General features: G+C 69.4%; 26 protein-coding genes and 1 tRNA gene. 16 read left to right on the top strand and 11 right to left on the bottom strand.

The window, feature by feature from the left end; translation table 11 throughout:
- From IE252_RS08070 to IE252_RS08080, 3 genes are all read right to left on the bottom strand, one after another.
- Window positions 1-1749: an NAD+ synthase gene (locus IE252_RS08070; protein ID WP_190088621.1), complete on the bottom strand. Its 1749-nt coding sequence runs from the start codon at window positions 1747-1749 to the stop codon at window positions 1-3.
- A gap of 79 nt (window positions 1750-1828) precedes the next feature.
- Complete coding sequence (locus IE252_RS08075; RefSeq protein WP_190088622.1) at window positions 1829-3421, bottom strand: multicopper oxidase family protein; 1593 nt, start codon at window positions 3419-3421, stop codon at window positions 1829-1831.
- Between the two features lie 66 nt (window positions 3422-3487).
- Entirely contained in the window at window positions 3488-3883 is a 396-nt protein-coding gene (locus IE252_RS08080; protein WP_190088623.1) for a DUF6153 family protein, read from the bottom strand.
- A gap of 71 nt (window positions 3884-3954) precedes the next feature.
- On the opposite strand from IE252_RS08080, the gene IE252_RS08085 reads away from it, so the two are divergent.
- The 5 genes from IE252_RS08085 (at window position 3955) to IE252_RS43105 (ending at window position 8480) form a co-directional block, all read left to right on the top strand.
- Window positions 3955-4656: a DUF998 domain-containing protein gene (locus IE252_RS08085; protein ID WP_190088624.1), complete on the top strand. Its 702-nt coding sequence runs from the start codon at window positions 3955-3957 to the stop codon at window positions 4654-4656.
- Window positions 4653-5504 (top strand): alpha/beta fold hydrolase, encoded by an 852-nt coding sequence (locus IE252_RS08090; RefSeq protein WP_190088625.1) that lies wholly within the window; start codon window positions 4653-4655, stop codon window positions 5502-5504. The genes IE252_RS08085 and IE252_RS08090 overlap by 4 nt, the downstream gene beginning before the upstream one ends.
- Before the next feature lie 78 nt (window positions 5505-5582).
- Entirely contained in the window at window positions 5583-7301 is a 1719-nt protein-coding gene (locus IE252_RS08095; protein ID WP_190088626.1) for a recombinase family protein, read from the top strand.
- A 723-nt stretch (window positions 7302-8024) separates the two neighbouring features.
- Window positions 8025-8098: transfer RNA gene (locus tag IE252_RS08100), tRNA-Leu, on the top strand.
- A gap of 226 nt (window positions 8099-8324) precedes the next feature.
- Window positions 8325-8480: an HNH endonuclease gene (locus IE252_RS43105; RefSeq protein WP_229848107.1), complete on the top strand. Its 156-nt coding sequence runs from the start codon at window positions 8325-8327 to the stop codon at window positions 8478-8480.
- A 2-nt stretch (window positions 8481-8482) separates the two neighbouring features.
- Here IE252_RS43105 and IE252_RS44240 read toward each other — a convergent pair whose 3' ends face one another.
- The gene (locus IE252_RS44240; protein WP_373298522.1) at window positions 8483-8965 is read right to left on the bottom strand and encodes a hypothetical protein; all 483 of its coding nucleotides are present in this window, start codon (window positions 8963-8965) and stop codon (window positions 8483-8485) included.
- 587 nt (window positions 8966-9552) lie between these two features.
- On the opposite strand from IE252_RS44240, the gene IE252_RS08115 reads away from it, so the two are divergent.
- The 6 genes from IE252_RS08115 to IE252_RS08140 all read left to right on the top strand — a co-directional run bounded on the left by IE252_RS08115 (window position 9553) and on the right by IE252_RS08140 (window position 13123).
- The gene (locus tag IE252_RS08115; protein ID WP_190088629.1) at window positions 9553-10050 is read left to right on the top strand and encodes a phage terminase small subunit P27 family; all 498 of its coding nucleotides are present in this window, start codon (window positions 9553-9555) and stop codon (window positions 10048-10050) included.
- A 40-nt stretch (window positions 10051-10090) separates the two neighbouring features.
- Window positions 10091-11026: a major capsid protein gene (locus IE252_RS08120; protein ID WP_190088630.1), complete on the top strand. Its 936-nt coding sequence runs from the start codon at window positions 10091-10093 to the stop codon at window positions 11024-11026.
- Between the two features lie 176 nt (window positions 11027-11202).
- Window positions 11203-11445 carry a hypothetical protein gene (locus IE252_RS08125; RefSeq protein WP_190088631.1) on the top strand — a complete coding sequence of 81 codons (243 nt, stop codon included), beginning with the start codon at window positions 11203-11205 and terminating at the stop codon, window positions 11443-11445.
- Window positions 11446-11449: 4 nt separating this feature from the next.
- A complete protein-coding gene (locus IE252_RS08130) occupies window positions 11450-11965 on the top strand; it encodes a DUF6879 family protein (RefSeq protein ID WP_190088632.1) in 516 nt (171 codons plus the stop codon).
- Window positions 11966-11971: 6 nt separating this feature from the next.
- Complete coding sequence (locus IE252_RS08135; RefSeq protein ID WP_190088633.1) at window positions 11972-12820, top strand: helix-turn-helix domain-containing protein; 849 nt, start codon at window positions 11972-11974, stop codon at window positions 12818-12820.
- Window positions 12821-12913: 93 nt separating this feature from the next.
- Window positions 12914-13123, top strand: coding sequence for a hypothetical protein (locus IE252_RS08140; protein WP_190088634.1), 210 nt, complete (start codon window positions 12914-12916; stop codon window positions 13121-13123).
- 74 nt (window positions 13124-13197) lie between these two features.
- On the opposite strand, the gene IE252_RS08145 is transcribed toward IE252_RS08140, so the two are convergent.
- Entirely contained in the window at window positions 13198-13437 is a 240-nt protein-coding gene (locus IE252_RS08145) for a GntR family transcriptional regulator (protein WP_373298534.1), read from the bottom strand.
- A 176-nt stretch (window positions 13438-13613) separates the two neighbouring features.
- On the opposite strand from IE252_RS08145, the gene IE252_RS08150 reads away from it, so the two are divergent.
- Complete coding sequence (locus tag IE252_RS08150; protein ID WP_190088636.1) at window positions 13614-13934, top strand: hypothetical protein; 321 nt, start codon at window positions 13614-13616, stop codon at window positions 13932-13934.
- Window positions 13931-14137 (top strand): hypothetical protein, encoded by a 207-nt coding sequence (locus IE252_RS08155; protein WP_190088637.1) that lies wholly within the window; start codon window positions 13931-13933, stop codon window positions 14135-14137. Before IE252_RS08150 ends, IE252_RS08155 begins: the two co-directional genes overlap by 4 nt.
- 365 nt (window positions 14138-14502) lie before the next feature.
- Here IE252_RS08155 and IE252_RS08160 read toward each other — a convergent pair whose 3' ends face one another.
- From IE252_RS08160 to IE252_RS08180, 5 genes are all read right to left on the bottom strand, one after another.
- The gene (locus tag IE252_RS08160; RefSeq protein WP_229848109.1) at window positions 14503-16410 is read right to left on the bottom strand and encodes a S53 family peptidase; all 1908 of its coding nucleotides are present in this window, start codon (window positions 16408-16410) and stop codon (window positions 14503-14505) included.
- Between the two features lie 226 nt (window positions 16411-16636).
- On the bottom strand, window positions 16637-17254 hold the full coding sequence (locus tag IE252_RS08165) for a DUF305 domain-containing protein (RefSeq protein ID WP_190088639.1): 618 nt from the start codon (window positions 17252-17254) through the stop codon (window positions 16637-16639).
- On the bottom strand, window positions 17251-17910 hold the full coding sequence (locus IE252_RS08170; RefSeq protein ID WP_190088640.1) for a thioredoxin-like domain-containing protein: 660 nt from the start codon (window positions 17908-17910) through the stop codon (window positions 17251-17253). Before IE252_RS08170 ends, IE252_RS08165 begins: the two co-directional genes overlap by 4 nt.
- A 125-nt stretch (window positions 17911-18035) precedes the next feature.
- The gene (locus IE252_RS08175) at window positions 18036-18359 is read right to left on the bottom strand and encodes a hypothetical protein (RefSeq protein WP_229848164.1); all 324 of its coding nucleotides are present in this window, start codon (window positions 18357-18359) and stop codon (window positions 18036-18038) included.
- 184 nt (window positions 18360-18543) lie between these two features.
- Window positions 18544-20532: an APC family permease gene (locus IE252_RS08180; protein ID WP_229848111.1), complete on the bottom strand. Its 1989-nt coding sequence runs from the start codon at window positions 20530-20532 to the stop codon at window positions 18544-18546.
- 286 nt (window positions 20533-20818) lie between these two features.
- On the opposite strand from IE252_RS08180, the gene glnA2 reads away from it, so the two are divergent.
- The 3 genes from glnA2 to IE252_RS08195 all read left to right on the top strand — a co-directional run bounded on the left by glnA2 (window position 20819) and on the right by IE252_RS08195 (window position 23102).
- Window positions 20819-22180 (top strand): gamma-glutamylpolyamine synthetase GlnA2, encoded by a 1362-nt coding sequence (gene glnA2 / locus IE252_RS08185; protein WP_101388063.1) that lies wholly within the window; start codon window positions 20819-20821, stop codon window positions 22178-22180.
- A gap of 119 nt (window positions 22181-22299) precedes the next feature.
- Entirely contained in the window at window positions 22300-22644 is a 345-nt protein-coding gene (locus IE252_RS08190) for a VOC family protein (RefSeq protein ID WP_190088642.1), read from the top strand.
- A 98-nt stretch (window positions 22645-22742) separates the two neighbouring features.
- Window positions 22743-23102 carry a 5-carboxymethyl-2-hydroxymuconate Delta-isomerase gene (locus tag IE252_RS08195; protein WP_190088643.1) on the top strand — a complete coding sequence of 120 codons (360 nt, stop codon included), beginning with the start codon at window positions 22743-22745 and terminating at the stop codon, window positions 23100-23102.
- Window positions 23103-23148: 46 nt separating this feature from the next.
- Here the strand turns inward: IE252_RS08195 and IE252_RS08200 are convergent, their stop codons facing one another.
- The gene (locus IE252_RS08200) at window positions 23149-24171 is read right to left on the bottom strand and encodes a TolB family protein (RefSeq protein WP_190088977.1); all 1023 of its coding nucleotides are present in this window, start codon (window positions 24169-24171) and stop codon (window positions 23149-23151) included.
- Between the last annotated feature and the right edge of the window lie 3 nt (window positions 24172-24174).

A 24174-nucleotide genomic window follows, 5' to 3' on the forward strand; every position in this document is an offset into this window, starting at 1 on the left:
TCAGACCGACTCGCGCCACCGGTTGGTGATCGGCAGCCGCCGGTCCTTGCCGAAGCCCTTCGCGGAGATCTTGGTGCCCGGCGGGTACTGGCGCCGCTTGTACTCGGCGGTGTCGACGAGCCGCAGCGTCCGCGCCACCAGCTCCGCGTCGAACCCGGCCGCCACGATCGCCTCGCGGCCCTGGTCGCGGTCGACGTACATCGCCAGGATCGCGTCCAGGACCGGGTAGTCCGGCAGCGAGTCCGTGTCCACCTGGTCCGGGCGCAGCTCCGCGCTGGGCGGCTTGGTGATCGAGTTCTCCGGGATCGGCGGGACCTCGCCCCGGTCGGCCGCCGCCTTGTTGCGCCAGGTGGCGAGGCGGAACACGGCCGTCTTGTAGACGTCCTTGATCGGGCCGTACGCCCCGACCGAGTCGCCGTACAGGGTCGAATACCCCACCGCCAGCTCGGACTTGTTGCCCGGCGCGAGCACCAGGTGGCCCTCCTGGTTGGAGATCCCCATCAGCATGGTGCCGCGCAGCCGCGACTGGAGGTTCTCCTCGGCGAGCCCGGTGAGGCCGAGCGAGACCATGTAGGCGGTGAACATCGGCTCGATGCTCACCGTGCGCAGGTTCAGTCCGGTGCGCCGGGCCAGCTCGGCCGCGTCGCCCTTGGAGTGCTCCGAGGAGTACTTGGACGGCATCGACACGCCGTACACGTTCTCCGCGCCGACCGCGTCGCAGGCGATCGCGGCCACCAGCGCCGAGTCGATGCCGCCGGACAGACCGATCAGGACGGACCGGAAGCCGTTCTTGGACACATACGCGCGCAGGCCCGTGACCAGCGCCGAGTAGACCTCCTCGTCGTCGTCGAGCCGGTCCGCCTGCCCTCCGGTGAGCTCCGGTGCGTACGCCGGGACGGGCTCCTCGGAGAGGATCACGTGCTCGATCCGCAGCCCGTCGTCGACGGTCCCGGACGGGACCGGGCCCGCGGCGGGCAGCTCCAGGTCGAGCAGCACACCGCCCTCGGCGAACTGCGGGGCGCGGGCGACGACCTCGCCGCCCTGGTCGACGACGATCGAGTCGCCGTCGAAGACCAGCTCGTCCTGGCCGCCCACCATCGCCAGGTACGCGGTGGTGCACCCGGCCTCCTGGGCCCGCTTGCGGACCAGTTCGAGGCGGGTGTCGTCCTTGTTCTGCTCGTACGGCGAGGCGTTGATCGAGACCAGCAGCCCGGCCCCGGCGGACCGGGTGGCCGGGACGCGGCCGCCGTCCTGCCAGAGGTCCTCGCAGATCGCCAGGGCCACGTCGACGCCGTGCACCCGGATCACGGGCAGGGTGTCGCCCGGTACGAAGTACCGGAACTCGTCGAAGACGCCGTAGTTGGGCAGGTGGTGCTTGGCGTATCTGAGCACCACCTCGCCGCGGTGCAGCACCGCGCCCGCGTTGCGCGGGGCGCCCGCGGGCTGGCCGTAACGCGGCTGGGCGTCCGACCGGTCGAGGTAGCCGACGATCACCGGGAGCTCCCCGAGGCCCTCGGCGGCGAGGCGCGCCGCGAGAGCGGTCAGCGCCTGCCGGGAGGCCTCGACGAACGAGGAGCGCAGCGCCAGGTCCTCGACGGGGTAGCCGGTCAGCATCATCTCGGGGAAGGCGGCGAGGTGCGCGCCCTGCTCGGCACAGTGCCGGGTCCAGTGCACGATCGCCTCGGCGTTCGCGGCGATGTCGCCGACGGTCGAGTCGATCTGATTCAGAGCGAGACGTAGTTGAGGCACCCCGCCAGTGTAATCGTCAAAGCGACGCGATGGGGGGTGGAGCAGGGGCGCGGCACCCCGCTCCACCCCACCGGCGGGGCTACTTCCGGTAGCCGAGGACCGTCATCATCCCGGCCTCCGCGTGGTAGACGTTGTGGCAGTGGACCATCCACAGGCCCGGGTTGTCCGCGTCGAAGTCCACGGTCAGCGTCTGCTTCGGCCGCACCACCGCCGTGTCCTTGCGGGCCCCGCCCGCGCCGCCCGCCAGCGCGAACGTGTGGCCGTGCAGATGCACCGGGTGCCACATCGAGGTCGTGTTGGCGAAGACCAGCCGCACCCGCTCGCCCGCCTGGACGGGGTGGCGCGCGTCCGGCCGGTACGGCTTGCCGTCGAAGGCCCAGTCGTACTTCGCCATGCCGCCGGTCAGCGTCAGCTTCACGGTCCGGTCCGGCGCCTTCGCGGGCAGCGCCGCGGACGCGTCCGGCGCCAGCCGGTCGGCCGTGAGCAGCCGACCGGTCAGCTCCTTGGGCCGTACGGAGGCGGTGGGCGCGGTCCCGCCGCCGGTGCGCAGCACCGCGAGCGCCGCCGCCTTCTTCCCCTCGGCCTGCGCCACCAGCGGGAACACCCCGTCGCCCGCCGTGACCAGCACGTCGTACCGCTCGCCCATGCCGAGCAGCAGCGCGTCCGCCGTGGTGTGCCGGACCGGGAAGCCGTCCGTGTGGGTCACCGTCAGCTCGTGGCCGCCGAGCGCCACGCGGAAGGCGGTGTCGCCGCCCGCGTTGACGATCCGCAGCCGGATGCGCTCGCCCGGCTTGGCGGTGAAGACGGAAGGGTCCTGTGGAGTACGGCCGTTGACCAGGTAGTACGGATACGCGACGTCGCCCGCGTCGCCGCCGAGCGCCTCGCTGGTGGCGCCCATGAGCATGCGGGAGGGACCGGCGGAGGACGTCGGCGTGCTGCCCATGGCCCCCATGTCACCCATGTCGTGGCCGGAGTGGTCCATGCCGCCGCCCATGCCCTTGCGCAGCTCCGCCAGCACCGCGTCCGGAGTCGAGCCGTCCACCCCGTCGACCCAGTCGTCCAGGACGACGACCCACTCGCGGTCGTACGCCAGCGGCTCCTTCGGGTCCTCGACGATCAGCGGGGCGTACAGGCCCCGGTCCTGCTGGACGCCGGAGTGCGGGTGGAACCAGTACGTGCCGGGGTGGGCGACGGCGAACCGGTAGGCGAAGGACGCCCCCGGCGCGACGGCCCGCTGGGTCAGACCCGGCACGCCGTCCATGTCGTTGCGCAGGGCGAGGCCGTGCCAGTGCAGCGAGGTCGGCTCGGGGAGGTGGTTGGCGAGGGTGAGCGCGAGCGTGTCGCCCGCGGTGACCCGCACCTCCTGCCCGGGCAGCCTGTCGCCGTACGCCCAGGAGCGGACGGTACGGCCGCCGCCCAGGTCGAGCGGGGTCGCGGTGGCGGTGAGGCGGACGTCGCGGACGGGCCCGGAGCCGCGCCGGGCCTCGGCGGCGACGACCTCGGGACCGGCGGGGTCGACGAAGCCGGAGGGAGCGGCCGACGGCTTGGAGCCGTGGTCCATCCCCTCCATGCCGTCCATCGAGCCGGAGCCCGAGCAGGCGGTGAGCAGGGCGCCGCCCGCGACGGCGGTGGTGGCGCCGAGCACGGCGCGGCGGGTGGGGTGTGCGGACATGACTGGGTGCACCTCGTGGTGTGGGCATGCGAATGAGTAGGGGCGCGTGTCCTGCTTCGCGCGCTCCTACTGGCGCAGCACCGACAAGGCGGCGACGGAACTCCCGTACGGAGGGGGAGGGTTGGGCCACAGCGGCCGCAGGGTCCGGCCGCGGACGACGGTCGTCCCCGACGTCCGGCCGCGCGCCGACAGCAGCCGCACGGCGAGCAGGGCGAGGCCCCAGACGCCGAGCACGGCGAGACATACGGAGCCGGGGTCCATGCCGCGCATGGGCTCGTGGCGGGGGGCGGCGGCCTGGTCGTGACCGGCGGGCGCGGCCATGGCCATCGAGGTGTGCTCGCCGGAGGCAGCCGCTGTGTGCTCCGCCGGATGCCCGACCGTATGCATGGTGAAGATGCCGAAGAGCAGCGCGGCGCAGAGCAGCAGCTGCCCGTACGCCGTCGTCCTCCTCGCGGTCACCATGGACCGCACCTTACCCCCACCCGGTATGACTCGACGTGCGGGACCCGGGGCGCGCAGGTGATCATGACCCCATGACGACCACGGACGCGGCCGAAGAGGAAGCAACCGGTTCGCGCGTCCGGCCCGCGGTGGTCCTGCTGGCGCTCGGTGCGCTGGCGTACACCGCGTGGGTGCTCGAAGTGGTCGTCCACACCGGGCTCGACCCCGTACAGACCTACGTCAGCGAGCTCGCCGCGGCCGACCAGCCGCTCGGCGGGCTCTTCCGGGCGACGGACCTGACGGCCGGGGCACTGGTGTTCGCCGGGTCGGCGTGGGCGCTGTGGCGGTGCGACCGGCGGGGCTGGTCGGTGGCCGGGTGGGCGGGGCTCGTGCTGTTCGGCGCGGCGACCGTGGCCGACTCGCGGCTGCCGCTGAGCTGTGCGCCGACCGCCGACCCCGAGTGCGCGGCCCGCGAGACGGCCGGTCTGGTCCCGGCCACGCACACCGCGCACGCGGTGAGCAGCAGCGTCGCGATGACCGGCGCGCTGGTGGGAGTCGTGGCGCTCACGGTAGCGGCGCGCCGCTACGGCCGGTGGGCTCCGCTGGCCCGGGTCGGCCCGTTGCTCGTGGTGCTCGAACTGGCCGTCACCGTCTGGACGCTGGCCGCGATCGCCGCGTTCGAGGCCGGGCGCGGGACCTGGTCGCTGGGGGCCGGGCAGCGGGGGCAGGTGCTGTTGGTCGCGGTGTGGCTGGGGGTGCTCGCGTACGCGGTCGCGCGGGAGAATCGAGTATGACGTTCGTACGGATCGACGGGGTGCCGCACCACGTGGTGGTGGAGGGAAGCGGTCCGCCCGTGCTGCTCAGCGCGGGTCTGGGCATGGCCTGGTTCGACTGGGACGAGGTGGCGGCGCTGCTGGCCCCCCACCGCACGGTGGTCCGCTTCGACCGCCCCGGCCACGGCCTCTCCGGCCCGGCGGCGACCCCGCCGACGGCCTCGGGGGAGGCGCACCGGATCGCGGCGGTGCTGGACGTGGTGGGGGTGTCCGGGCCGGTGACGGTGGTGGGGCACTCGATCGCGGGGTTCCACGCGGAGGCGTACGCGCGGCTGCACCCTTCGCGTACGGCCGCGCTCGTCCTCGTGGACTCCAGCGTGGAGCCGGAGGCTCGGGTGGGGGTGTCGTCGCGGGTGGTGTCTGCGCGGGTGGTGGGGGCGGTGCTTTCGGGTGCGGGGTTGCCGGCGGCGCTCGGGCCCCTGCTGCGGCGGGCCACGGTCCGCCTGTCCCGTACGGGCGGTTCGGATCCGGCCCCGGCCGAGCTGATCCGGCGCTGCTACCGGGCGTCCCGGGTGTGGCGGGGGCTGCTCCTGGAGAACGCCCGCTACCGCCCCGTGGCGGCGGAACTCCTCCACCTCCGTGACCACTTCCCGCTGCCGCCGGTGCCGGTGAGGGTCCTTGCGGCGGCTGCCGGTGGCCCGTCCTGGCTCACCAGCCAACGGGCTCTGGCGGATGCGCTGGGGGGTGAGCTGGAGGTGGCTGAGGGGGCGGGGCACTTGGTGATGCTGGACGACGCGGTCCGGGTGACGGAGACGATCCTGGGAGCGCACTTTTCCCCCACCCCGCCCCTTCCCGATGCTCCAGATTGAGTGTTCTGGAGTGATCGGGTCGTGGCGGTATCTACGCAGGTCAGGCAGTCGGGGAACTCGTCCCTCCCCACACAGGGGATGGAGAACAACCACCCTGGCATAGGTACAGCACCCGCCGAGACCCTGCGCGGGGTCCGATGCATCCGATTGTCGGTCCGTACAGACGAGACGACCAGCCCCGAGCGTCAGCGTGAATCCGACGACCAAGCAGCGAGCGCCCTCGGTATCGACTTCGGCGAGGGTGACGCGCTGCGCGAAGCGGTCGACCTGGACGTGTCCGCGTCCAAGGTCGGCCCCTTCGAGCGTCCGCAGCTCGGCGCGTGGCTGAAGCGCCCCGACGACTTCGATGCCCTGGTTTTCTGGCGCTTCGACAGGGCTATCCGGTCCATGGGCGACATGCACGAGCTTGCGAAGTGGGCGAAGCAGCACCGCAAGATGATCGTGTTCGCCGAGGGCATCGGCGGGGGTCGGCTCGTCTTCGACTTCAGTAATCCGCTTGACCCCATGTCCGAGCTCATGATGTTGATGCTCGCGTTCGCTGCTCAGGTCGAGTCGCAGTCCACCAGCGACCGCGTGACCGGCGCACAGGCAGCCATGCGCAAGATGCCGCTTCGGTGGCGTGGCGGCGGACAGCCCGCGTACGGCTACCTCCCCGCCCCGATGCCCGCCGAACATGGCGGGGTCGGCTGGACGCTTGTCCCGGACCCGGTAGCGGTCACGGTGATTGAGCGGATCATTGCCGCGCTGGTGGCCGGGAAGAGCCCGCTCACTATCGCTCGGATGCTGAACGCTGACGGCGTGCTGTCCCCGTCCGCCCACTGGGCCGCCTACCGGGCCCGCACGAAGAACAACGGGACGGAGCCGGCGGAGAGCACCACGCCGAAGCGGAAGCCCGCGCAGTGGCGGGACAAGACCATCGTCAAGATGCTCACGTCCCCCGCGATCATGGGTTGGAAGATCCACCGGGGCAACCCCGTGCGCGACGACCAGGGCGCCCCGGTCATGGCTGCCGAAAAGGGGATCCTCACCCGCGAGGAGTTCGACCAGGTGGGCGCGCTGCTCACCCCCAAGCCTGTCGCCGAGCGCCCGCCCGTCCGCAAGGACTCCGGGGCACTGCTCCTGCGCGTCATCCACTGCGACGGCTGCGAGGGCCGCATGTACCTGAACAAGGGCTACTACCAGTGCTCTTCCTACAAGTACGGCGCGAACTGCCCCGCCCCGTCCACCGTGCGCGCCGACTGGGTGGACGAGCACGCAAGCAGCGAGTTCCTGCGGCTGGTCGGGCCGGTGCACATCACCCGCGTAACCGAGATACCCGGCTATGACCCTCAGCCGGAGATTGACGCCACCGTGGCGGAGATGGAGGAGCACGACGAGCAGAAGGGCCGCCGTAAGTCCAAGGCGGGCATGGCAGCCTGGCAGAAGCGCGCCGACGCGTTGGAAACTCGCCTGGCAGAGCTGGAAGCACGGGAGAAAACCGAGCCCCGCCGAGAAGTCCTGTCGACCGGCCGCACCTACGCCGACGACTGGAACAGCGCGGACACCATGGCACGCCGCACCATGCTCGTAGAGGCAGGAGCACGGCTCATGGTCAAGCGCGGCACCCGGGGCGGGTGGCGCAAGCTCGACCTTCGGCGGGTGGAGTTCACCATCACCGGGGACCTTGACCCCGCCATTGAAGCGAACGTGACCGTGGCCGGTGAACTCGCCACCGAGAACAACCCGAACCACGCGCCCACGCCCGGGGCGATGGCGCACCGCAACCTGACCCCTGACACCCTCGCCACGGCTGCATAACAGGGCGTACGAGCCCGAGCATGTCCCGGTTGGCCACTGGTCCGCCGGGACTCTCGGCGTACCCCGAGTGGCGGATAGGCTTGCCCTAGCCCACACCGAAATGGGCGTGTGGGTCAGGGGCGGTGCATGTCACGACTCACGAGCCGAGAATGCAGTACACCCGCCCTGTCTCGCCCCGGTAGTCCTCGGACCGCCGGGGCTTTCCCGTGCCCGCAGACAGGCGTACAGCGCCCCACGCAAGGCAGCTGGTCCGCCGGCGAGGGCCATCAGCGGGCAAGCAAGCGTGACGGTGTGACGCTGGAAGGGCTTTTTCACTTTCCTCTATGAGAAGTAGAAGAAAAAGAGAAACAGCCCCTCTCAGCGTCACAGCGTCACACCGGGCCGCGGGAATCTCTCCCTCCCTACTACTCATGGGAGCAGGGAGACCGACGGCCCCGGTAGCTCGGCAAGAGCGCTGGAATTCGTCCCTCCCTACTACATACAGGAGAGAGCGGGACTACCGCGCACCCACCCCAAGGGGGACACCCGGCGGACCGAGTGCCCGACTCTCACCAGCGTTGCCCGCGCACCACGCGCCCCGCGTTACCGGGGTGGCCGCAGGGGTCGTGAGGCAACGCGCGGGGACTGCACCGCCCACGAGTAACCCGCCCCTCGGGGTGTGCCGAAAGGGGTCGAAGCGCGTGCAGTCCCCCACGGTCCCCGCCTCGCCGGCGGGGACGACAAGCCCGCCTAGCCCAACGGCAGAGGCCCAGCGATTCAAACCCGCGGTGATCCCGGTTCGAGTCCGGGGGCGGGCACTCGACCATAACGAGCACCAGGCGGTGACAGATGACGAGCTGTATCGAGTGCAGCACGGCGGCAACTCGCCGTGGACGCTGCGACGTTCACGACCAGGCGCACGAGCAGCGCCCTGCGGTGCGGGCTCGGCGTGAGCGCAGTAGGCGACGTGCGAAGCGGTTCGATGCTGCGGCACGGCTCCGGCGACGGGTGCAGGAACGGGGGTCGGCCTGGTGCGACTGGTGCATGGACACCTTCCCTGCGGACGGCGTGGACGTCGACCACGTACGTCCGCTGTCCCTCGGTGGTGAGGACGTTGACAGCAACGTGCAGGTTCTGTGCCACGGGTGCCACGGGCTCAAGACCGCAACGGAGTTCGGGGCCGCTGGTGCCCCGTTCTGACGCTACTGGATCACTTTTTCGTAATGCGCCTTGTACCACCTAGGGATATGGGTGATTCGTGAGATCGGTACCCGTTCTGCGACCGACCCATAACTGTGGCCACTAAGTGTCATACGGGGTGGTTGCCACTTAACGATCCTGAGACTGACACCAGGGATCTCATTCATCCGGCTAGCACGGAGTAGCACGGGTGATCCCTCCGTGACACCCTGAACTCCCCTGGGAATGTAGGCGGTTGCCTCGGAGCCGTTTGGGAACTTGACTTGGGCAACCCTTCGCTTGGATCGTTTCGGGTTGCCAAATGACACGTCGGAAAGACTTACGACGCTTGCGAGCAATTTCCGACCGCCACGTCTGACCTTACGGGCTCCATCTGCTTTCGGCGTGAGCCCTTTGACCTTCCCTGAGTGCGCAAGCGAGCCATGCTTTCGCGTCATTCTGACCCCTGGTAGTCGATGCTTACCCGAATGGGTTTCAGAGTCCATTACTAGCGCGTGGACCACAAGCGCATCTCACCCAAACGGGGTGAGAGAAACGATCCCCCACCCCTCGGGAGATGATCCCCCATGCCTCGAAGGCCCCGCCCCCCTTGCTCTGTCCCTGGGTGTCCCGAGCTGACCACGGGTGGGCGCTGTGAGCGTCACGAGCGTGAGGCGAACCGTACGAGGGTGACGCCTGGTGGTAGTTCGTACGGGCGCCGTTGGCCGCGCACCCGGGCTGCCTATCTGTACGCCCATCCGTGGTGTGTGCTGTGCCGTCGTACGGCCAACGTTGCGGACCATTTCCCTTTGAGCCGCCGGGAGTTGGTGGCTAGGGGCGTAGCGAATCCGGATGCGTTCGAGCGTCTGCGTCCGCTGTGCACGTCGTGTCACAGCCGTGAGACCGCGAAGCATCAACCGGGCGGTTGGGCAGCCGAGAAGGCGCCGAAGGCACCGCTGTTCTGACTCGCCGACCAGGCGGGTACTCCCCTCCTCCGCCCTTCCGGCGCGGCAGGGAGGGAAAAAACTCGCGCCGGAGCTGCGGACGTTTTTGGAAGGCCCGAAACCGCCCCGGAAAGAGGAAGTGAGAATGCATGGCAGACAGATACCGGCCCAAGCCAGCCGTTCAACGGGCCCGCGAGGGCAACCCCTCAAAGGTAGCGATCAAAGAGGGGGTGATCGTGCCGCGTGAGATCCTCGCCGAGCCGGATTGGTCCGGGGTGTTCCCGCGCTCGTCCGATCCCGCTATTGAGTCGACGAACGTCCGATGCCGGGAAGTCGCCTCGGAGGAGTGGCGACGCATCGTCCCCATTCTCGAAGTCGCGGCCGGGATCGGCGAAGTGGATCACACCACGGTGAAAGACCTGTGCGTGTGCGTTGCCCGCATCGACCAGGCGGAGCGGGACCTTTCTGAACGCGGACTGATCGTGACGGCTGAGCGCGGGACCGTGAAGAACGGGGCCGCGACCATCGCCGGGCAGTACCGCACCCAACTAGCGCGCTACATACGAGAACTCGGCCTCTCACCGAGCGCCCGAACCGGCATCGTCCCGCCGGAATCCGAGGGCGACGACTCAGACATCTGGGACTGACCCCGAATGCCTTCTTCTCTATTTTCAGGAGTAAACAGTTATGTCTCTTACCCTTGCTGAATCTGCGAAGCTTTCTCTTGACCAGCTTCAGCGCGGTGTTATCGAAACGTTCGTTCAGGAATCGCCGATCCTGGACCGACTTCCACTGATACAGGTGGCGGGCAACGCCTACCGATACAACGAGGAGTCCACGCTTCCCGGGGTCTCGTTCCGGGGCGTGAATGAGGCCTACCCGGAGAGCACGGGCACGCTGAACCAGCGGATCGAAACGCTCGCCATCCTGGGTGGGGATGCTGACGTGGACAAGTTCATCGTGCAGACCCGGGGCAACCTGAATGATCAGCGGGCCGTGCAGACCGCTATGAAGGTCAAGGCCGCTTCGGTCCACTTCGCTGACCAGTTCTTCAACGGCGATGTGGAGGTGAACCCGAAGGGCTTTGACGGGCTGCGCAAGCGTCTGCTCGGCGGTCAGGTCCTGGATGCGAAGGGAGTTGGCCCGGTCGTCAATGGCCATGACTTCTTTGACGCGTTGGACGCGCTGGTCGCTCAGGTGCGGGGCATCAGCGGTTCGAACGGAGCGCTCTACATGAACGCCGCACTCCGGGCAAAGATCGAGTCCGGATTCCGGCGGCTCGGTGGTGCCGAACTTCTCTCGGCCGAGATCGCCGGGAAGCGCACCACCACCTGGAAGGGCATTCCGCTCCTGGACGCCGGGCAGAAGCTGGACGGCACCGACGTACTCCCGATGACCGCTGGAACAGGCGGCAAGCAGACCGGCGACATCTACGCCGTGCGCTTCGGGGCCACCGAGGCCGACGCCGGGGTCACCGGCCTGACCAACGGCGGCGTGCAGACCACCGACCTTGGCGAGTCCCACGACAAGCCCGTCTACCGCACCCGCATCGACTTCTACTGCGGTCTCGCCCTGTTCGGCGGAAAGGCCGCCGCACGGCTGACCAACGTCCTCGTCGGCTGACCCGCACCACTGAGCCCCCGCGCTCGTCATCCCTTGCAGAAGGGGCGGCGGGTGCGGGGGTTTCGTCGTACCGGGCGCTGCCTCAAGTGCCGGACAGGCATGCCCTCTTGCGCTGACTGGCCGGAGGGGTGACGCTCAAGCAATCGGCTGCAATCGGATCGACACAGGGAGAGGTCATGCGCTTGCGTTTCCTGGGGATCATCCCGAACACCCCCGACACCGACTCGCCGACGATCTGGCTGGACGAGGACACGGGGGATCTACTGATCCAGTCGTATACGGCCACTGAAGCGGAGGTGAAGGCGTGCCAAGAGATCGGCTCAATTCCCGGTCACAGCACGGATGTTCCGGATCACGAGACGATCATCAGGCTTCCCAAGGTCATGCGGAAGTTCCTGCCCCCTCATGACAGTGAGTAGCGCGATGACGAACCCCGTGTTGGAAGGGCTGGCCAAGGCCCGTCACTCTGCTGTGCACCTGGAGATGCGCGACGCCTACCAGCCCGACGACCCTGAGTTCATCGCGTGGCAGAACGGCAAGCGTCTGGACCCTGCCGCCGATCGTTCGGCGTGGTGGCGCCCCTTCCTGGATGTTGTGACCGAGGCAACGGTCCGAGGTGTGGTCATGCGGCGGGCGCGGATCGTCTCAGAGCCCGTGACTGACTACATCCGGTATGAGTACGACGTGACCTTCCCCAACGTGGCAGCGGGTGAGCTGGTCCGCTGGCTGCCCCGGCGGAAGGCCGCTGACATCCCACTACCCGGTACGGATCTTTGGATGTTCGACAGGGATTCGGTGCTGTTCACGTACTTCTCTGGGGTCGGTGAAGTCGTTGACCGCGAGTGGCGGACAGAGCCGGAAGTGGTGCAACTGGTCGCCACTGCCTTCGAGTTGGTGTGGGAGCGGGCAACGCCTCACGAGGAGTACGAGCCGGTCTAGTGAGTCATGTCCGAATCACCATCGTCTAGCGTCCAGCAAGCCCGGCAGCTCCTCGCGGACCGCCTACGCGAGTTGGTCAAGGACTCCGGGCTTGAGGGCAAGGAGGTAGCCGCTCGCTGCGGCTGGTACCCGTCCAAGGTCTCCCGGATCTCGACGGGAAGGCAGAATCCCAGCGAGGACGACATTCGCGCGTGGTGCGCGGCGACCGGCGCCGAGGATCAAACAGCGGACCTGATTGCCTCACTGCGGGCCGTAGAGGGCATGTGGGTGTCCTGGCGCAGGATGGAGCGCGCAGGGCTGCGACGTGCCCAGGAAGCCCGGTTGCCGCTGTATGAGCGCACCCATTGGTTTCGGGCCTATTCGCCGGGCCTCTTCCCTGGCCTACTCCAGACGTTCGGCTACACCGAGGACGTGTTGCGCGCCGTCCAGCGGCGCCGCGTAGCCGTCGATGACGTGGCCGATGCTGTGGCGGCGCGGATGGAACGGCAAAGTGTGCTGCATGAGGGACAACGGCGCTTCGCATTCCTGGTAGAGGAAGGCACATTGGGCAACAGTCTGGGCGACGCCGACACCCAAGCGGAACAGCTTGATCATCTACTGACTTTCAGTGCGCTCCCCAACGTCAGCGTGGGCGTGATCCCGGTTCGGCTCAGGCGGGCGCGAATGCCGGTAGAAGGGTTCTGGATCTTCGACAAGGCCCAAGTGAACGTGGAGTTGGTTTCTGGCTACCTCACGATCACGCAGCCCAGCGAGATCAAGGCGTACGCCGACACGTTCGCCGCCCTGGCTGACGTGGCGGTCTACGGCGACAAGGCCCGTGCATTGATCCTCAAAGCCCGGGATGCACTCGCGTAATCCGCGCGCAATCAGCCGCAATCCGCTATGAGTTGCGGGTCCGCTGTTCCTAGCGTGGTTTGCCATCGGACCACGCGAGGGGACGGCAACACGATGGCGATCAGGACCGAGACCGACGCGAGCCAGTGGGAGTACACGACGTTCGCCCCGAGAGGCGAGACGTGCCCCGTGTGCATGGAGCCGATCAAGTCCCTTGAGGTGTGCAAGCGGGGGACGTTCAACCGGCCGTCGGGCCTGGTGGTCGTCTACCAGCACACCGGCTGCACGGACCTGGACGGTGCTAAGCGACAGGCCCGCCGGTGAGACGCACGACCGTGGCGACGTTGCGCGCGGCGGCTGCGACCCGTACACGCGCTTGTCTCGGGCGCTGACCGGGGTTACGCACTGTCTCCGCTTTGATCACGTACGAACGAGCCCATGCCCGGCGTCGTGACGATCAACCCCTCTTCGCGGAGCGCAGCAGTCGCCTTACGCACCGTTGTCCGGGCAACTCCGAATTCACTCTCAAGCTGTACCTCGGAAACCAGGTGTCGGGCGGGGTACTCGCCACTGGCAATGCGTTGCCTCACTGCGTCCGCGATCTGCTGCCACTTCGGGCGGGTCGGGTCGAACTCCATCACATGCGGACCGTATCGATCAGGCCACATCGGCTCATAGATACACCTGTCTACCCCTATGCATAGACAGGTGCTCTTCATCGTGGCTACCTTCGGAAATGAAAACGCCCCGACAGACCGCTTAGGACCGGTCCGCCGGGGCTCGCCGAAACAGCTTCAGAGGAGCTGACCGACGTATGCGCGATGCTATCGCCCGCGCCCTCTTATGGGTGCTGCGCTTGTTACTGCCCGCCCGAGGACGCCACGCAGCAGACCCCGCCCCGACCCCCGAGCCTGCCCGTGTCGATCCGTGGGCCAAGCCGTGGTGCAGCCCGAGCAAGGAAGAAGCCCAAGCGCTGTTCCAGCGCCAGGCCGAGGACACGCTAGAACTCCGGATCAAGCGCGAGCGGCGCCGGGCCCTGTACTACGCGACACAGGGAATCGACCTCCCCTATAGCTACCCCGGAGCGCCGTTCCCCGCGTCCGCGTTCCGCACGACTGCCGGGGTGTCGGCATGACGGGCGACGAGCTGTTCCCGCTCACGCTCCCCGGTCCGGTGGCCGTGTGCTGCGACTGTCACGGGATCACCCGCGCGCCGATCCCGGTCCGCTGGATTCAGAGCACCAGCGGCCCCGGTACGACCCTCTATGTCTGCCCGGACTGCGCCCCTCGCTACAGCCCCGGCCCGCAGTGGGACGAGCTGCCCGCGATGCGCCGATGACCGCCGTACGGTCGTCGTCCTGCTCGTAGACCTAGATCAGGCAGGGACCAGCCCCGTTCGGCCACAGTGCCGGACGGGGCTTCCTTGCGCCCTGACCAGTCCCTATCCTCCAGAACACCTACTTACGAGCATCGGGGCTTCCCTAAACCCTCCGGGGGATCGCGTTCGGCTGCGGACCGTATGTGGCTGGTCGCGCAGTTCCCCGCGCCCCTAGGAGCGCCCCGAAGGGGCGCATTTAAGGGGCGCGGGGAACTGCGCGAGTAACCGGCCACGGTCCGCAGCCGAACTCAGGGGGTCTCACCCCGACCCCCACCCGGCCGCCCGCCAGAGGGCTTTCGGGAAGGGGCGGGGTGGGGTACTCACATCTAGTGGCGGCCGTAAGACGCCACATAGCCGCGGGCCGGTGTGCCCACGCCCGTCACGTCGTCGTAGCCTCGCACCGCGTGCAACGAGCTGTCCTTGCCAAGCGTGCGGACGGACGTCGCGAGGCCGCCCGACGCGTCGACCCCGTTCACGAAGTCGACCCGCGCCACCGCGAGGTCACGCGCCCCCAGCGGGTGATCCGTGACGTCGTGGTACAGCGGCGACCCGTAGCGCGCGTAGATCGACGGGTTCGCGAACCCGATCGGGAAGTGCCGCGCCTGCTGCGCCAGCGCCTGCACGCCCGCGATCACCGGCGCCGCCAGCGACGTACCACCGATGCGGTACTCGTCGTACTTCACCGCACCGTCGGGGAACGTCTGCGTCTGGCCCACCAGGAACCCCGTGTTGGGGTCCGCGACCGCCGCGATGTCCGGGATCGTCCGCATGCGGGCAGAGCCGTTCGCCTTCGCCAGCGCGTCCGGGACCACTCCGCGCTGGTAGAACGGCTGCTTCACCGTCGCGCTCGTGCCACCGCCCGCACCCGACGTGTACGCCCCCGGGAAGCCCGTCCAGCTCTTCCCGTCCGCCGCGAGCGACGCCTTCAGCGTGCCCCAGCCCGTCTCGAACTTGTACGTGTCGCCCTTGCCGACCGCCAGCGACGTGCCGCCGACCGCCGTCACCCACGCCGAGTTGGCCGGGGTGTCGACCTGCTTCTTGCCGGTCTTGGCGACCTCGTCGCCGTCGTCGCCGGAGGAGAAGTAGAAGCCGATGCCCTCGACCGCGCCCAGCTTGAACGTCTGGTCGTAGGCCGCCGCCACGTCCGGCGTCTCGTTGGCCTCGATGTCGCCCCACGAGTTGGAGACGATGTCGGCCAGGTGGTTGTCGACGACCTTGTTCAGCGCGTCGAGCAGATCCGGGTCGTTGCAGGACGCGCCCGCCACGTACACGATGTCCGCGTCCGGCGCGACCGCGTGCACGGCCTCGACGTCCAGCGACTCCTCGCCGTACCAGCCGGCCGCGTCGCACGCCTCCACGCTGTTGTAGTCGGCGGGCTTCACCTCGCTGTACTGGCCGTGCTTGTACGACTTGTCGCCGTTGCGCAGCGCGTACCGCTGGGCGTCCTTCGCCATCGTCGGCGAGGCGTACGCGTCGGTGATCGCGACGGTCACGCCCTTGCCGGTGTAGCCGCCCGCGCCGTACGCCGCCCGCAGCTGCTTGCCGGTGTACCCCTTGACCGCGTACGGGACCTTGGTGCCGTACGCGTCCGGCAGGGTGGTGGCGATGTTCGAGCCGTAGTACGTCGAGAACGGCCCGGAGTTCTTGAAGGCGGGGCCCGGCCCGGGCAGCGTCTCGTGGTGCGTCGCCTTGTGCGGGGCGTTGTCCAGGCCGGTCACGGTGAGCACCGCGTCGGCCAGCGCGCCCGGCGCGGAGGCGGTCCGTACGGGGGCGCGGTAGGTGCGGCCGCCCTTGCGGTAGTTGTGCAGCTGGGTGGCGAACGCCTTCTCGGCGGCGGCCACGTCGCCGGAGACCGAGACGTAGTGCTGGTTGCTGCCCGTGACGGTCAGCCCGGCCGACTTCAGCCAGCTCGTGACCGCCGCGATCTGCTCCTCGGTCGCCCCGAAGCGCTGCTGCGTCTGCGCGGCGCTCAGGAACTTCCCGTACGACGCCGAGCTCGGGTCGGACACGGCCGCGGCGTACGCGGCGAGGCCCTTGGCGTCGCGGCCCGCGAGGTAGACGCGCGCGTCGACCTTGTTCGTGTCCGCCGTGGCGCCCTGGTCGGCGGCGCCGGTGGCCCACGTGGGCTTGGTGCCCGTGAGGGCGGCCCGCCCGGACGGCACGGGGTCCGCCGCGTGGGCGGACGGTATGCCGAGAGCGAGCGCGCCGGCGAGCAGAGGCAGTGTCGCTGCCATGCTCACGGCACGCCGCCTGGTGCGGCTGGTTCTCATTTGACCCCCTGCATGAGGCTCTTCACCTGGGAGGCATATGCACTTGATCTGCACATGCACAGCGTCACTCTGGTGAGGAACGGTTCATGCCGGGGACATGCCGGTGTCAAGAGAAACCCAAGTCCCGCCGGGGAGGCGGGACTTGGGTCCGATTTGATGGCGTTGGAAAACTAAGGTCTCGTAAGTCGGGTTACGTACGGGCCTTCAGCATCTGCGCCATCAGGTCGATCTCCGACTGCTGGGAGTCGACCATGCCCTGCGCGAGGCTGCGCTCCACCCCGGTCGTACACCGCTGGGCGCACCCCTGGGCCATGTGGATACCGCCCTTGTGGTGCTCGGTCATCAGCCGGAGGTAGAGGACCTCCGCCTGCTTGCCGTCCGCCTTGCCCAGTTCGGCGAGCTCGGTGTTGGTCGCCATGCCGGGCATCAGGGCGCCGTCCCCGCCGGGCTCGCTGCCCATGCCCATCCAGGCCATCGGCAGCCGGTCCGGCTCCGACTTGGGCAGTCCCCACAGATCCAGCCAGCCCAGCAGCATGCCGCGCTGGTTGGCCTGGGTGTTGGCGATGTCGTACGCGAGCCGGCGGACCTCCTCGTCCTTGGTGCGGTCGCGCACGATGAACGACATCTCCACCGCCTGCTGGTGGTGGACGGCCATGTCGCGCGCGAAGCCCGCGTCCGCCGAGGCCGCGACGGGGGTGTGCGCGGCGGGCTCGGAGTCGCCGCCGGTGGCGCTGGCGACCGTGGCCACCGTCGCGAACACCAGGGCCGCCACGACCGCCGCCAGGGACGCCCAGTAGGTGCGGTTCACTTCTGGTCCAGCCCGCCCGTGCACGCCGCGCCCGGCTCCGGCGTCTGCGCGCCCTGCACGTACTTGGCGAAGAACTGGTTGACCCGCGGGTCGTCCGCGCTGGTCACGGTGACCTGCTTGCCCCAGGCGCTGAGCATGATCGCCCCGGTCTGGTCCTGGTACGGGCTCATCAGCGAGTACGGCGTCTTGGAGACCTTGTCGGAGAGCTTCTGCACATCGGCGGCGGGCGCCTTGTCGTTGTACGTCACCCAGACCGAGCCGTGCTCAAGGGAGTGCACGGCGTTCATGTCGGGGATCGGCTTCTTGTAGACGGCGCCGCCGCAGTTCATCCACACCTGGTCGTGATCGCCGCCGACCGGCGGCTTCATCGGGTACGACACCGTCTTGGTGACGTGGTTGCGGCCGAGCTTCTTCGGGTCCCAGTCCTTCTCGCCGGCGATGGTCGCCTTGGCGTCGGCGGCCTTCTGCGCCTGCTGCTTGTCCTTGTCGTCGGACTCCTTGTTCAGCAGGTACGCGCCGACGCCGACGAGCCCGGCGACGATCGCCACCGACACGGTGACGGCGGCGATCTTGTTCCGCCGCTCACGGGCCTGCTCGGCGCGCCGCATCTCGGCTATCCGCGCCTGCCGAGAGCTCTTGGTTTCCTTGGTGGCCATGGGGGCTCAAGTCCTTCTGGTGATGGGGGAGTAGGGGGGAGGTGCCGCGCCCTATAGGGGCGCGGGGAACTGCGCGACCAGCGCAAGCGGACCCGCAGTCGAAATTCGCGCCTGCGGCAGCGCGCCTACGTCCGCAGCACCTGAAGGACATGGAGATCGGGGGCCCGGGGCAGCGCCCCGGACCGGACGGGCGCCCCCGAGGGCGAGGCCGCCGCGGTCCAGGCCGCGTGCGCGGCCCCCGGCGCGGAAGTGTCAAGCGGCGGCGGAGCCGTCAGCACGGCCGGATCCGTGTGCGGAAAGAGCCCGCAGTCGCCCCGGTCGTACGGACAGCTGTACTGCGCCGCGCCGCTCATCGGTACGGCGGCGTGATGGGCCCGGGGAATCGGGTCGGCACTCGCCCCGCCGCCCGCCGTGAGGCAGAGGAAGAGCGCGGCGAGGAGCGTCGCCATGGCGCTCACCAGCGCCACGGGACGTGAGATGCGAATGCGTCGCACTCCCCCCATAGCCGCAGATGCTAAGGGAGGGAGCGCGACGCGCGGCAGGGCGGGGTCGGCCAAGATCCGGCCACCCGGCCGGAACCAGTGCCACCACGGGCCCGAACAGCCCCAGCCGGAGCCGCCACAGCCCCGGCGCTCAGCCCACGTGCACCCGAGGCCGCCGCTTGAGATCCGGCTCGGCCCGCCGCAGCACCTCGCGGGTGACCGGCGCGACCTCGCCGTCGCCGAAGACCAGGAAGCGCAGCAGATGGCTGAGCGGATGGCCTTCGGTCCAGTTGAAGTACGCGTGCGGCACCTCGCCGGTGCGCTCGCGCAGCTTCATCATCACCGCCGCGATCGTGTTGGGCACCACCGCGCCCTCCACCCGCAGCCTGCGCACCCCGTGCTTCTCGTCGCCGTGCACGGTCAGCTCGGTGGTGAAGTCCGAGGAGTTCTGCACGAACACCTCCAGGAACAGCACCGGCCGCCCGTCCGGGATGTGGGTCTCCTCGCGCTGGCTGTACTCCTTGGCGCGGTACTCCCGGGTGCTGTGCTCCTGCGGCTCGTTGGCGATCAGCCGCAGCGGACCGCTCGCGGCCGCCTCGTCGATGAACCGGCTGGCCGCCTCGTCGAAGGTCACCTCGGTGGCCCGCAGCTCGAACGCCCGGTGCACCCGGGACGCGAACGACGACAGCAGGATCGCGAGGATGAACAGCAGCGCGATCTTGAGACCGTCGGGCCGCTCGATGACATTGGTGACCAGGGTGTACGCGAAGACGGCGGTGATCGCGCCGAACCCGAGCGCGGCGGCCCGCTTGCCCCGGTGCAGTACGGCCACGGTCGAGGCGAACGAGGCCGAGAGCATCAGGACGAGCACCCCGGTCGCGTACGCGCCGCTCTGCGCGTCCACGTCGGCGTCGAACCACCAGGTGATGAAGAAGGCGATCGCCACGAAGATCAGCACCAGCGGGCGCACCGCGCGGGTCCACTCCGGGGCCATGCCGTAGCGCGGCAGATAGCGCGGGACGAGGTTGAGCAGCCCGGCCGTCGCCGACGCCCCGGCGAACCAGAGGATCGCGATGGTCGACACGTCGTACACCGTGCCGAAGGCCTCGCCCAGGTGCTGGTGGGCGAGGTAGGCGAGCGCGCGGCCGTTGGCGTCGCCGCCCGTCTTGAACTCGGCCTCCGGGATGAGGATCGTCGTGGCGAGGCTGGAGACCAGCAGGAAGCCGCTCATGACGAGGGCTGCGGTGGTGAGCAGCTTGCGGGTGTCGCGGATGCGGCCGAGCGGCTTGGCGTACGTGTCGGAGGCGTCGCCGGTGATCTGCGGCATCACCGCCACGCCGGTCTCGAAGCCGGACATGCCGAGCGCGAGCTTGGGGAAGACGAGCAGCGCCACGCCGACCATCGCCAGCGGTGAGGAGTGCTCGGCGCTCATCGCGTGCCACCAGTCGTTCACCACGACCGGCTCGGTGGCTATCTTGCCGACGGCGGTGGCCAGGACCACCAGGTTGAGCGTCAGATAGACGGCCACCAGCACCACGGCGACGCCGATGGCCTCCTTGAACCCCTTGAGGAAGACCGCGCCCAGGGCCGCGACCAGGGCAAGCGTGATCCAGAGGTTGGAGCCGTGCAGCCAGTCGGGGGCGAAGGGGTTCTCCACCACGTGGGCCGAGGCGTCGGCCGCCGACAGGGTGATCGTGATCATGAAGTCGGTGGCCGCGAAGCCCAGCAGCACCAGGACGAAGATCTTCCCCGCCCACCAGGGCAGCAGCCGCTCCAGCATGGCGATGGAGCCCTCGCCGTTGGGGGACTCCTTGGCGACGCGCCGGTAGACCGGCAGCGCGCCGAGCAGGGTCAGCGCGATCAGTACGAGGGTGGCCATCGGCGAGAGCAGTCCGGCCGCGAGGGCCGCGATGCCGGGCTGGTAGCCGAGGGTGGAGAAGTAGTCCACACCCGTCAGGCACATCACCCGCCACCACGAGTGGCCCTTGTGCTCCTGCGGCGGGGTGCCGTGCGGTCCGGGGTGGCGCGCGGAGTGCTCGGACAGGCCGTCCAGGAGCCAGGCCCGCCAGCGGCGGGCGGCGGGCTCGCGCGCGGGCGGGGCGGCGACGGTATCCGGGGGCTCCATCTGGGTGCCGGTCATCCTTCGGTTCTCCATAGCCGTACTCGTGCTGCACTCGTTGGCAGTACTCGGGTCCGTACCCCGATGGCCGTATTCGACCGTTGCGGGGACGTTTCTGCATGCGACGAGGAGCGAGTATCCCCCACGGCCTCGCCCCGCGCGGCACCCGGTGCGACTGTGGGGAGGTGACGTGCCGCAGGTCATACCGGGTGCGTAATGTGGCGGTAATCCCGGGCCTTGATACTGATGTTTCCCCCTCATGCCCGGGCGGTGGTGCACAGGCCGTCTGAACTGCAAGGATGTGGCTATGGACAAGCAGCAGGAGTTCGTGCTCCGCACTCTCGAAGAGCGGGACATCCGGTTTGTGCGTTTGTGGTTCACCGATGTGCTCGGCTTTCTGAAGTCGGTCGCGGTGGCTCCTGCCGAACTGGAGCAGGCGTTCGACGAGGGGATCGGCTTCGACGGCTCGGCCATCGAGGGCTTCGCGCGGGTGTACGAGTCCGACATGATCGCCAAGCCGGACCCGAGCACGTTCCAGATCCTGCCGTGGCGCGCGGAGGCCCCGGGCACCGCGCGGATGTTCTGCGACATCCTGATGCCGGACGGCTCGCCGTCCTTCGCGGACCCGCGCTTCGTCCTCAAGCGCATCCTGGCCAAGACCTCGGACCTGGGCTTCACCTTCTACACCCACCCCGAGATCGAGTTCTTCCTGCTGAAGGACAAGCCGCTGGACGGCACCCGGCCGACCCCCGCGGACAACTCCGGCTACTTCGACCACACCCCGCAGAACGTGGGCATGGACTTCCGCCGGCAGGCGATCACCATGCTCGAATCCATGGGCATCTCGGTCGAGTTCAGCCACCACGAGGGCGCGCCCGGCCAGCAGGAGATCGACCTGCGGTACGCGGACGCGCTGTCCACGGCCGACAACATCATGACGTTCCGCCTGGTCATGAAGCAGGTGGCGCTCGAACAGGGCGTTCAGGCCACCTTCATGCCGAAGCCGTTCTCGGAGTACCCGGGCTCCGGCATGCACACCCACCTGTCCCTCTTCGAGGGCGACCGCAACGCGTTCTACGAGTCGGGCGCCGAGTACCAGCTCTCCAAGGTCGGCCGCTCCTTCATCGCGGGCCTGCTCAAGCACGCCGCCGAGATCTCGGCCGTCACCAACCAGTGGGTCAACTCCTACAAGCGCATCTGGGGCGGCTCGGAGCGCACGGCGGGCGCGGGCGGCGAGGCCCCCTCGTACATCTGCTGGGGCCACAACAACCGCTCCGCGCTGATCCGGGTGCCGATGTACAAGCCCGGCAAGACCGGCTCCTCCCGCGTCGAGGTCCGCTCCCTGGACTCCGGCTGCAACCCCTACCTGGCGTACTCCCTGCTCCTCGCGGCCGGCCTCAAGGGCATCGAGGAGGGCTACGAGCTCCCGGCGGGCGCGGACGACGACGTCTGGGCGCTCTCCGACTCCGAGCGCCGCGCGATGGGCATCGAGCCGCTCCCGCAGAACCTCGGCGAGGCGATCTCGCTGATGGAGCGCAGCGAACTGGTCGCCGAGACGCTCGGCGAGCACGTCTTCGACTTCTTCCTGCGCAACAAGAAGCAGGAGTGGGAGGAGTACCGCTCCGAGGTCACCGCCTTCGAGCTGCGGAAGAACCTGCCGGTGCTGTAGGGGCGCTCCGCAGGGGCATTCGGGTGAGCCCGGCGGGCGGGGCCGGTCGTCGGGGTGTGTCATGGCAGGGGGTGGCCGCAGGGCTGCCCCCGCGCCGACGCACCGCGAGGAGCACCCCCATGACCCACGGCCTCAAGACGATCATCTACCCCGTCAAGGACCTCGCCCGGGCGAAGGCCGTCTTCGGCGGGCTCCTGGGCGCCGAGCCCGTGATGGACGAGCCGTACTACGTGCAGTTCAACGCGGCCGGTCAGGAAGTGGGCCTCGACCCCAACGGCCACGGCAAGGGGATGACCGGGCCGGTGCCGTACTGGCACGTCGACGACATCAGGAAGACCGTGAAGGCGCTGCTCGACGCGGGTGCGCAGCCGCTCCAGGACGTCCAGGACGTCGGCGGCGGGCGGCTGACGGCGACGGTGAAGGACGCCGACGGCAACGTCATCGGGCTGATCCAGCCGTCCTGAGGTACGGGCGGGTCCGGCCGCCGGGAATACCGCCCGGCGGCGGCCGGTTGCGGCTGCTGGGAGCCAGCCGGTCCCGCCGTGCGACCAGAGGATTGAGCATGCCGTTCGTCCATGTCGAGTACTCGGAACGTCTCACCGAGACCTTCGACCGCCAGGCCTTCGCGAGCGAGGTCCACGCCGCCGCGCCGGGCATCGTCGACGCCCCGGCCGTGGCCTTCAAGAGCCGCTTCCGGCGGATAGAGGAGTCGTACTTCGGCGAGGGGGACGACGGCATCGACGCCGTCTTCGTCCAGCTGTCGATCCTCACCGGCCGCACCCAGGAGGCCCGCGAGAAGCTCGCCGAGACGGTCCGCGACCTTACCCTCAAGCACGCGACGGCCCCGGAGGGCCGCCGACTGCACGTGATGGTCGAGGTCCGCGAGATGGAGCGGGAGTCGTACCGCTTCCACAAGGACTGACGGCAAGGACTGACGGCTTCGCAGGCCGGGCGGCCCCGGCGGCTGATCAGCCCAGATACGCCGGAGCCAGCCCCGCCGTCAGCAGCCGGTGCGGGCTGCCCGTGCCGTCCGCCGGGAGGGTGTACAGGTCGGCCCCGTAGTCGCCCGGCAGGGAGTACGTGACCGTCCTGTCGTTCTGCCACACCAGCTGGTCGTCCACGCTGCGCGGCTCCGCCAGGGGTGTTTCGCGCATCGTGGCGAGGTCCAGGACGTACAGGCGCCAGGGCGCGTCCGCCGGGAGGCCGGGGACGCGCTTCTTGAAGGCGAGGCGGGTGCCGTCGGGGGAGAGGGACGGGCACTCCAGGTTGGTGCGCAGCGTCGTCACCTTGCGGGCCGGGAGGTCGCCCCGGACCAGGTACGTCTTCTTGCCCGTCGCCATCGTCGCGTAGAAGTGCTCGTCGTCGGCGAACGTGACGCCCCAGAAGTTCACGTCCGAGGCGCGGTACGGGTGCCCGTCGCGCTCGATCGCGAAGTCCTCCAGCGTCTTGGTCAGCTTGCCCGTGCGGGTGTCCAGGATCGCCGTGCGGGTGGAGAAGTTGGTGCCCGCGTACGAGTCGCCGCCCACGAAGACCGTCCAGGCCGCCAGACGGCCGGACGGGGAGACGCGCGCCCGGGTCGGGATGCCCGGCAGGCTGTAGTGGGCGCGCTCCTTCAGCCGCGCGTCCAGGATCACCGCCCGGTAGCCGTCCTGCACCGCGCCCCGCTCGGCCTGGAGGCACACCCCGGTCCCGGCGGCCGCGTAGAAGCGCAGGCACTTCACGCCGGAGGCGGTGCGCGGTCCCGACGGACCGTCGGCCGGGACCGTGGCGAGCTCGTCGCGGTGCGGGCCCCAGGCCATGTTGCGGAAGACGATGCGGCGGCCGGAGCCCGGGGCGAGTGAGACCTCGCCGCCCGTCACCGGCGGCCCGTCCGCCTGCACCCGGTTCTTGCGGTCCTCGCGGCCCGCCGCGTGCAGCACGGACGCGGTGGCCACGCCCGCGAGGACGACCAGGGCCGTCACCAGCACGATCAGCTTGTTGCGCAGGGTCATACG

Origin of the sequence: Streptomyces melanogenes, assembly GCF_014649795.1 — a bacterium.
GTDB lineage: Bacteria > Actinomycetota > Actinomycetes > Streptomycetales > Streptomycetaceae > Streptomyces > Streptomyces noboritoensis.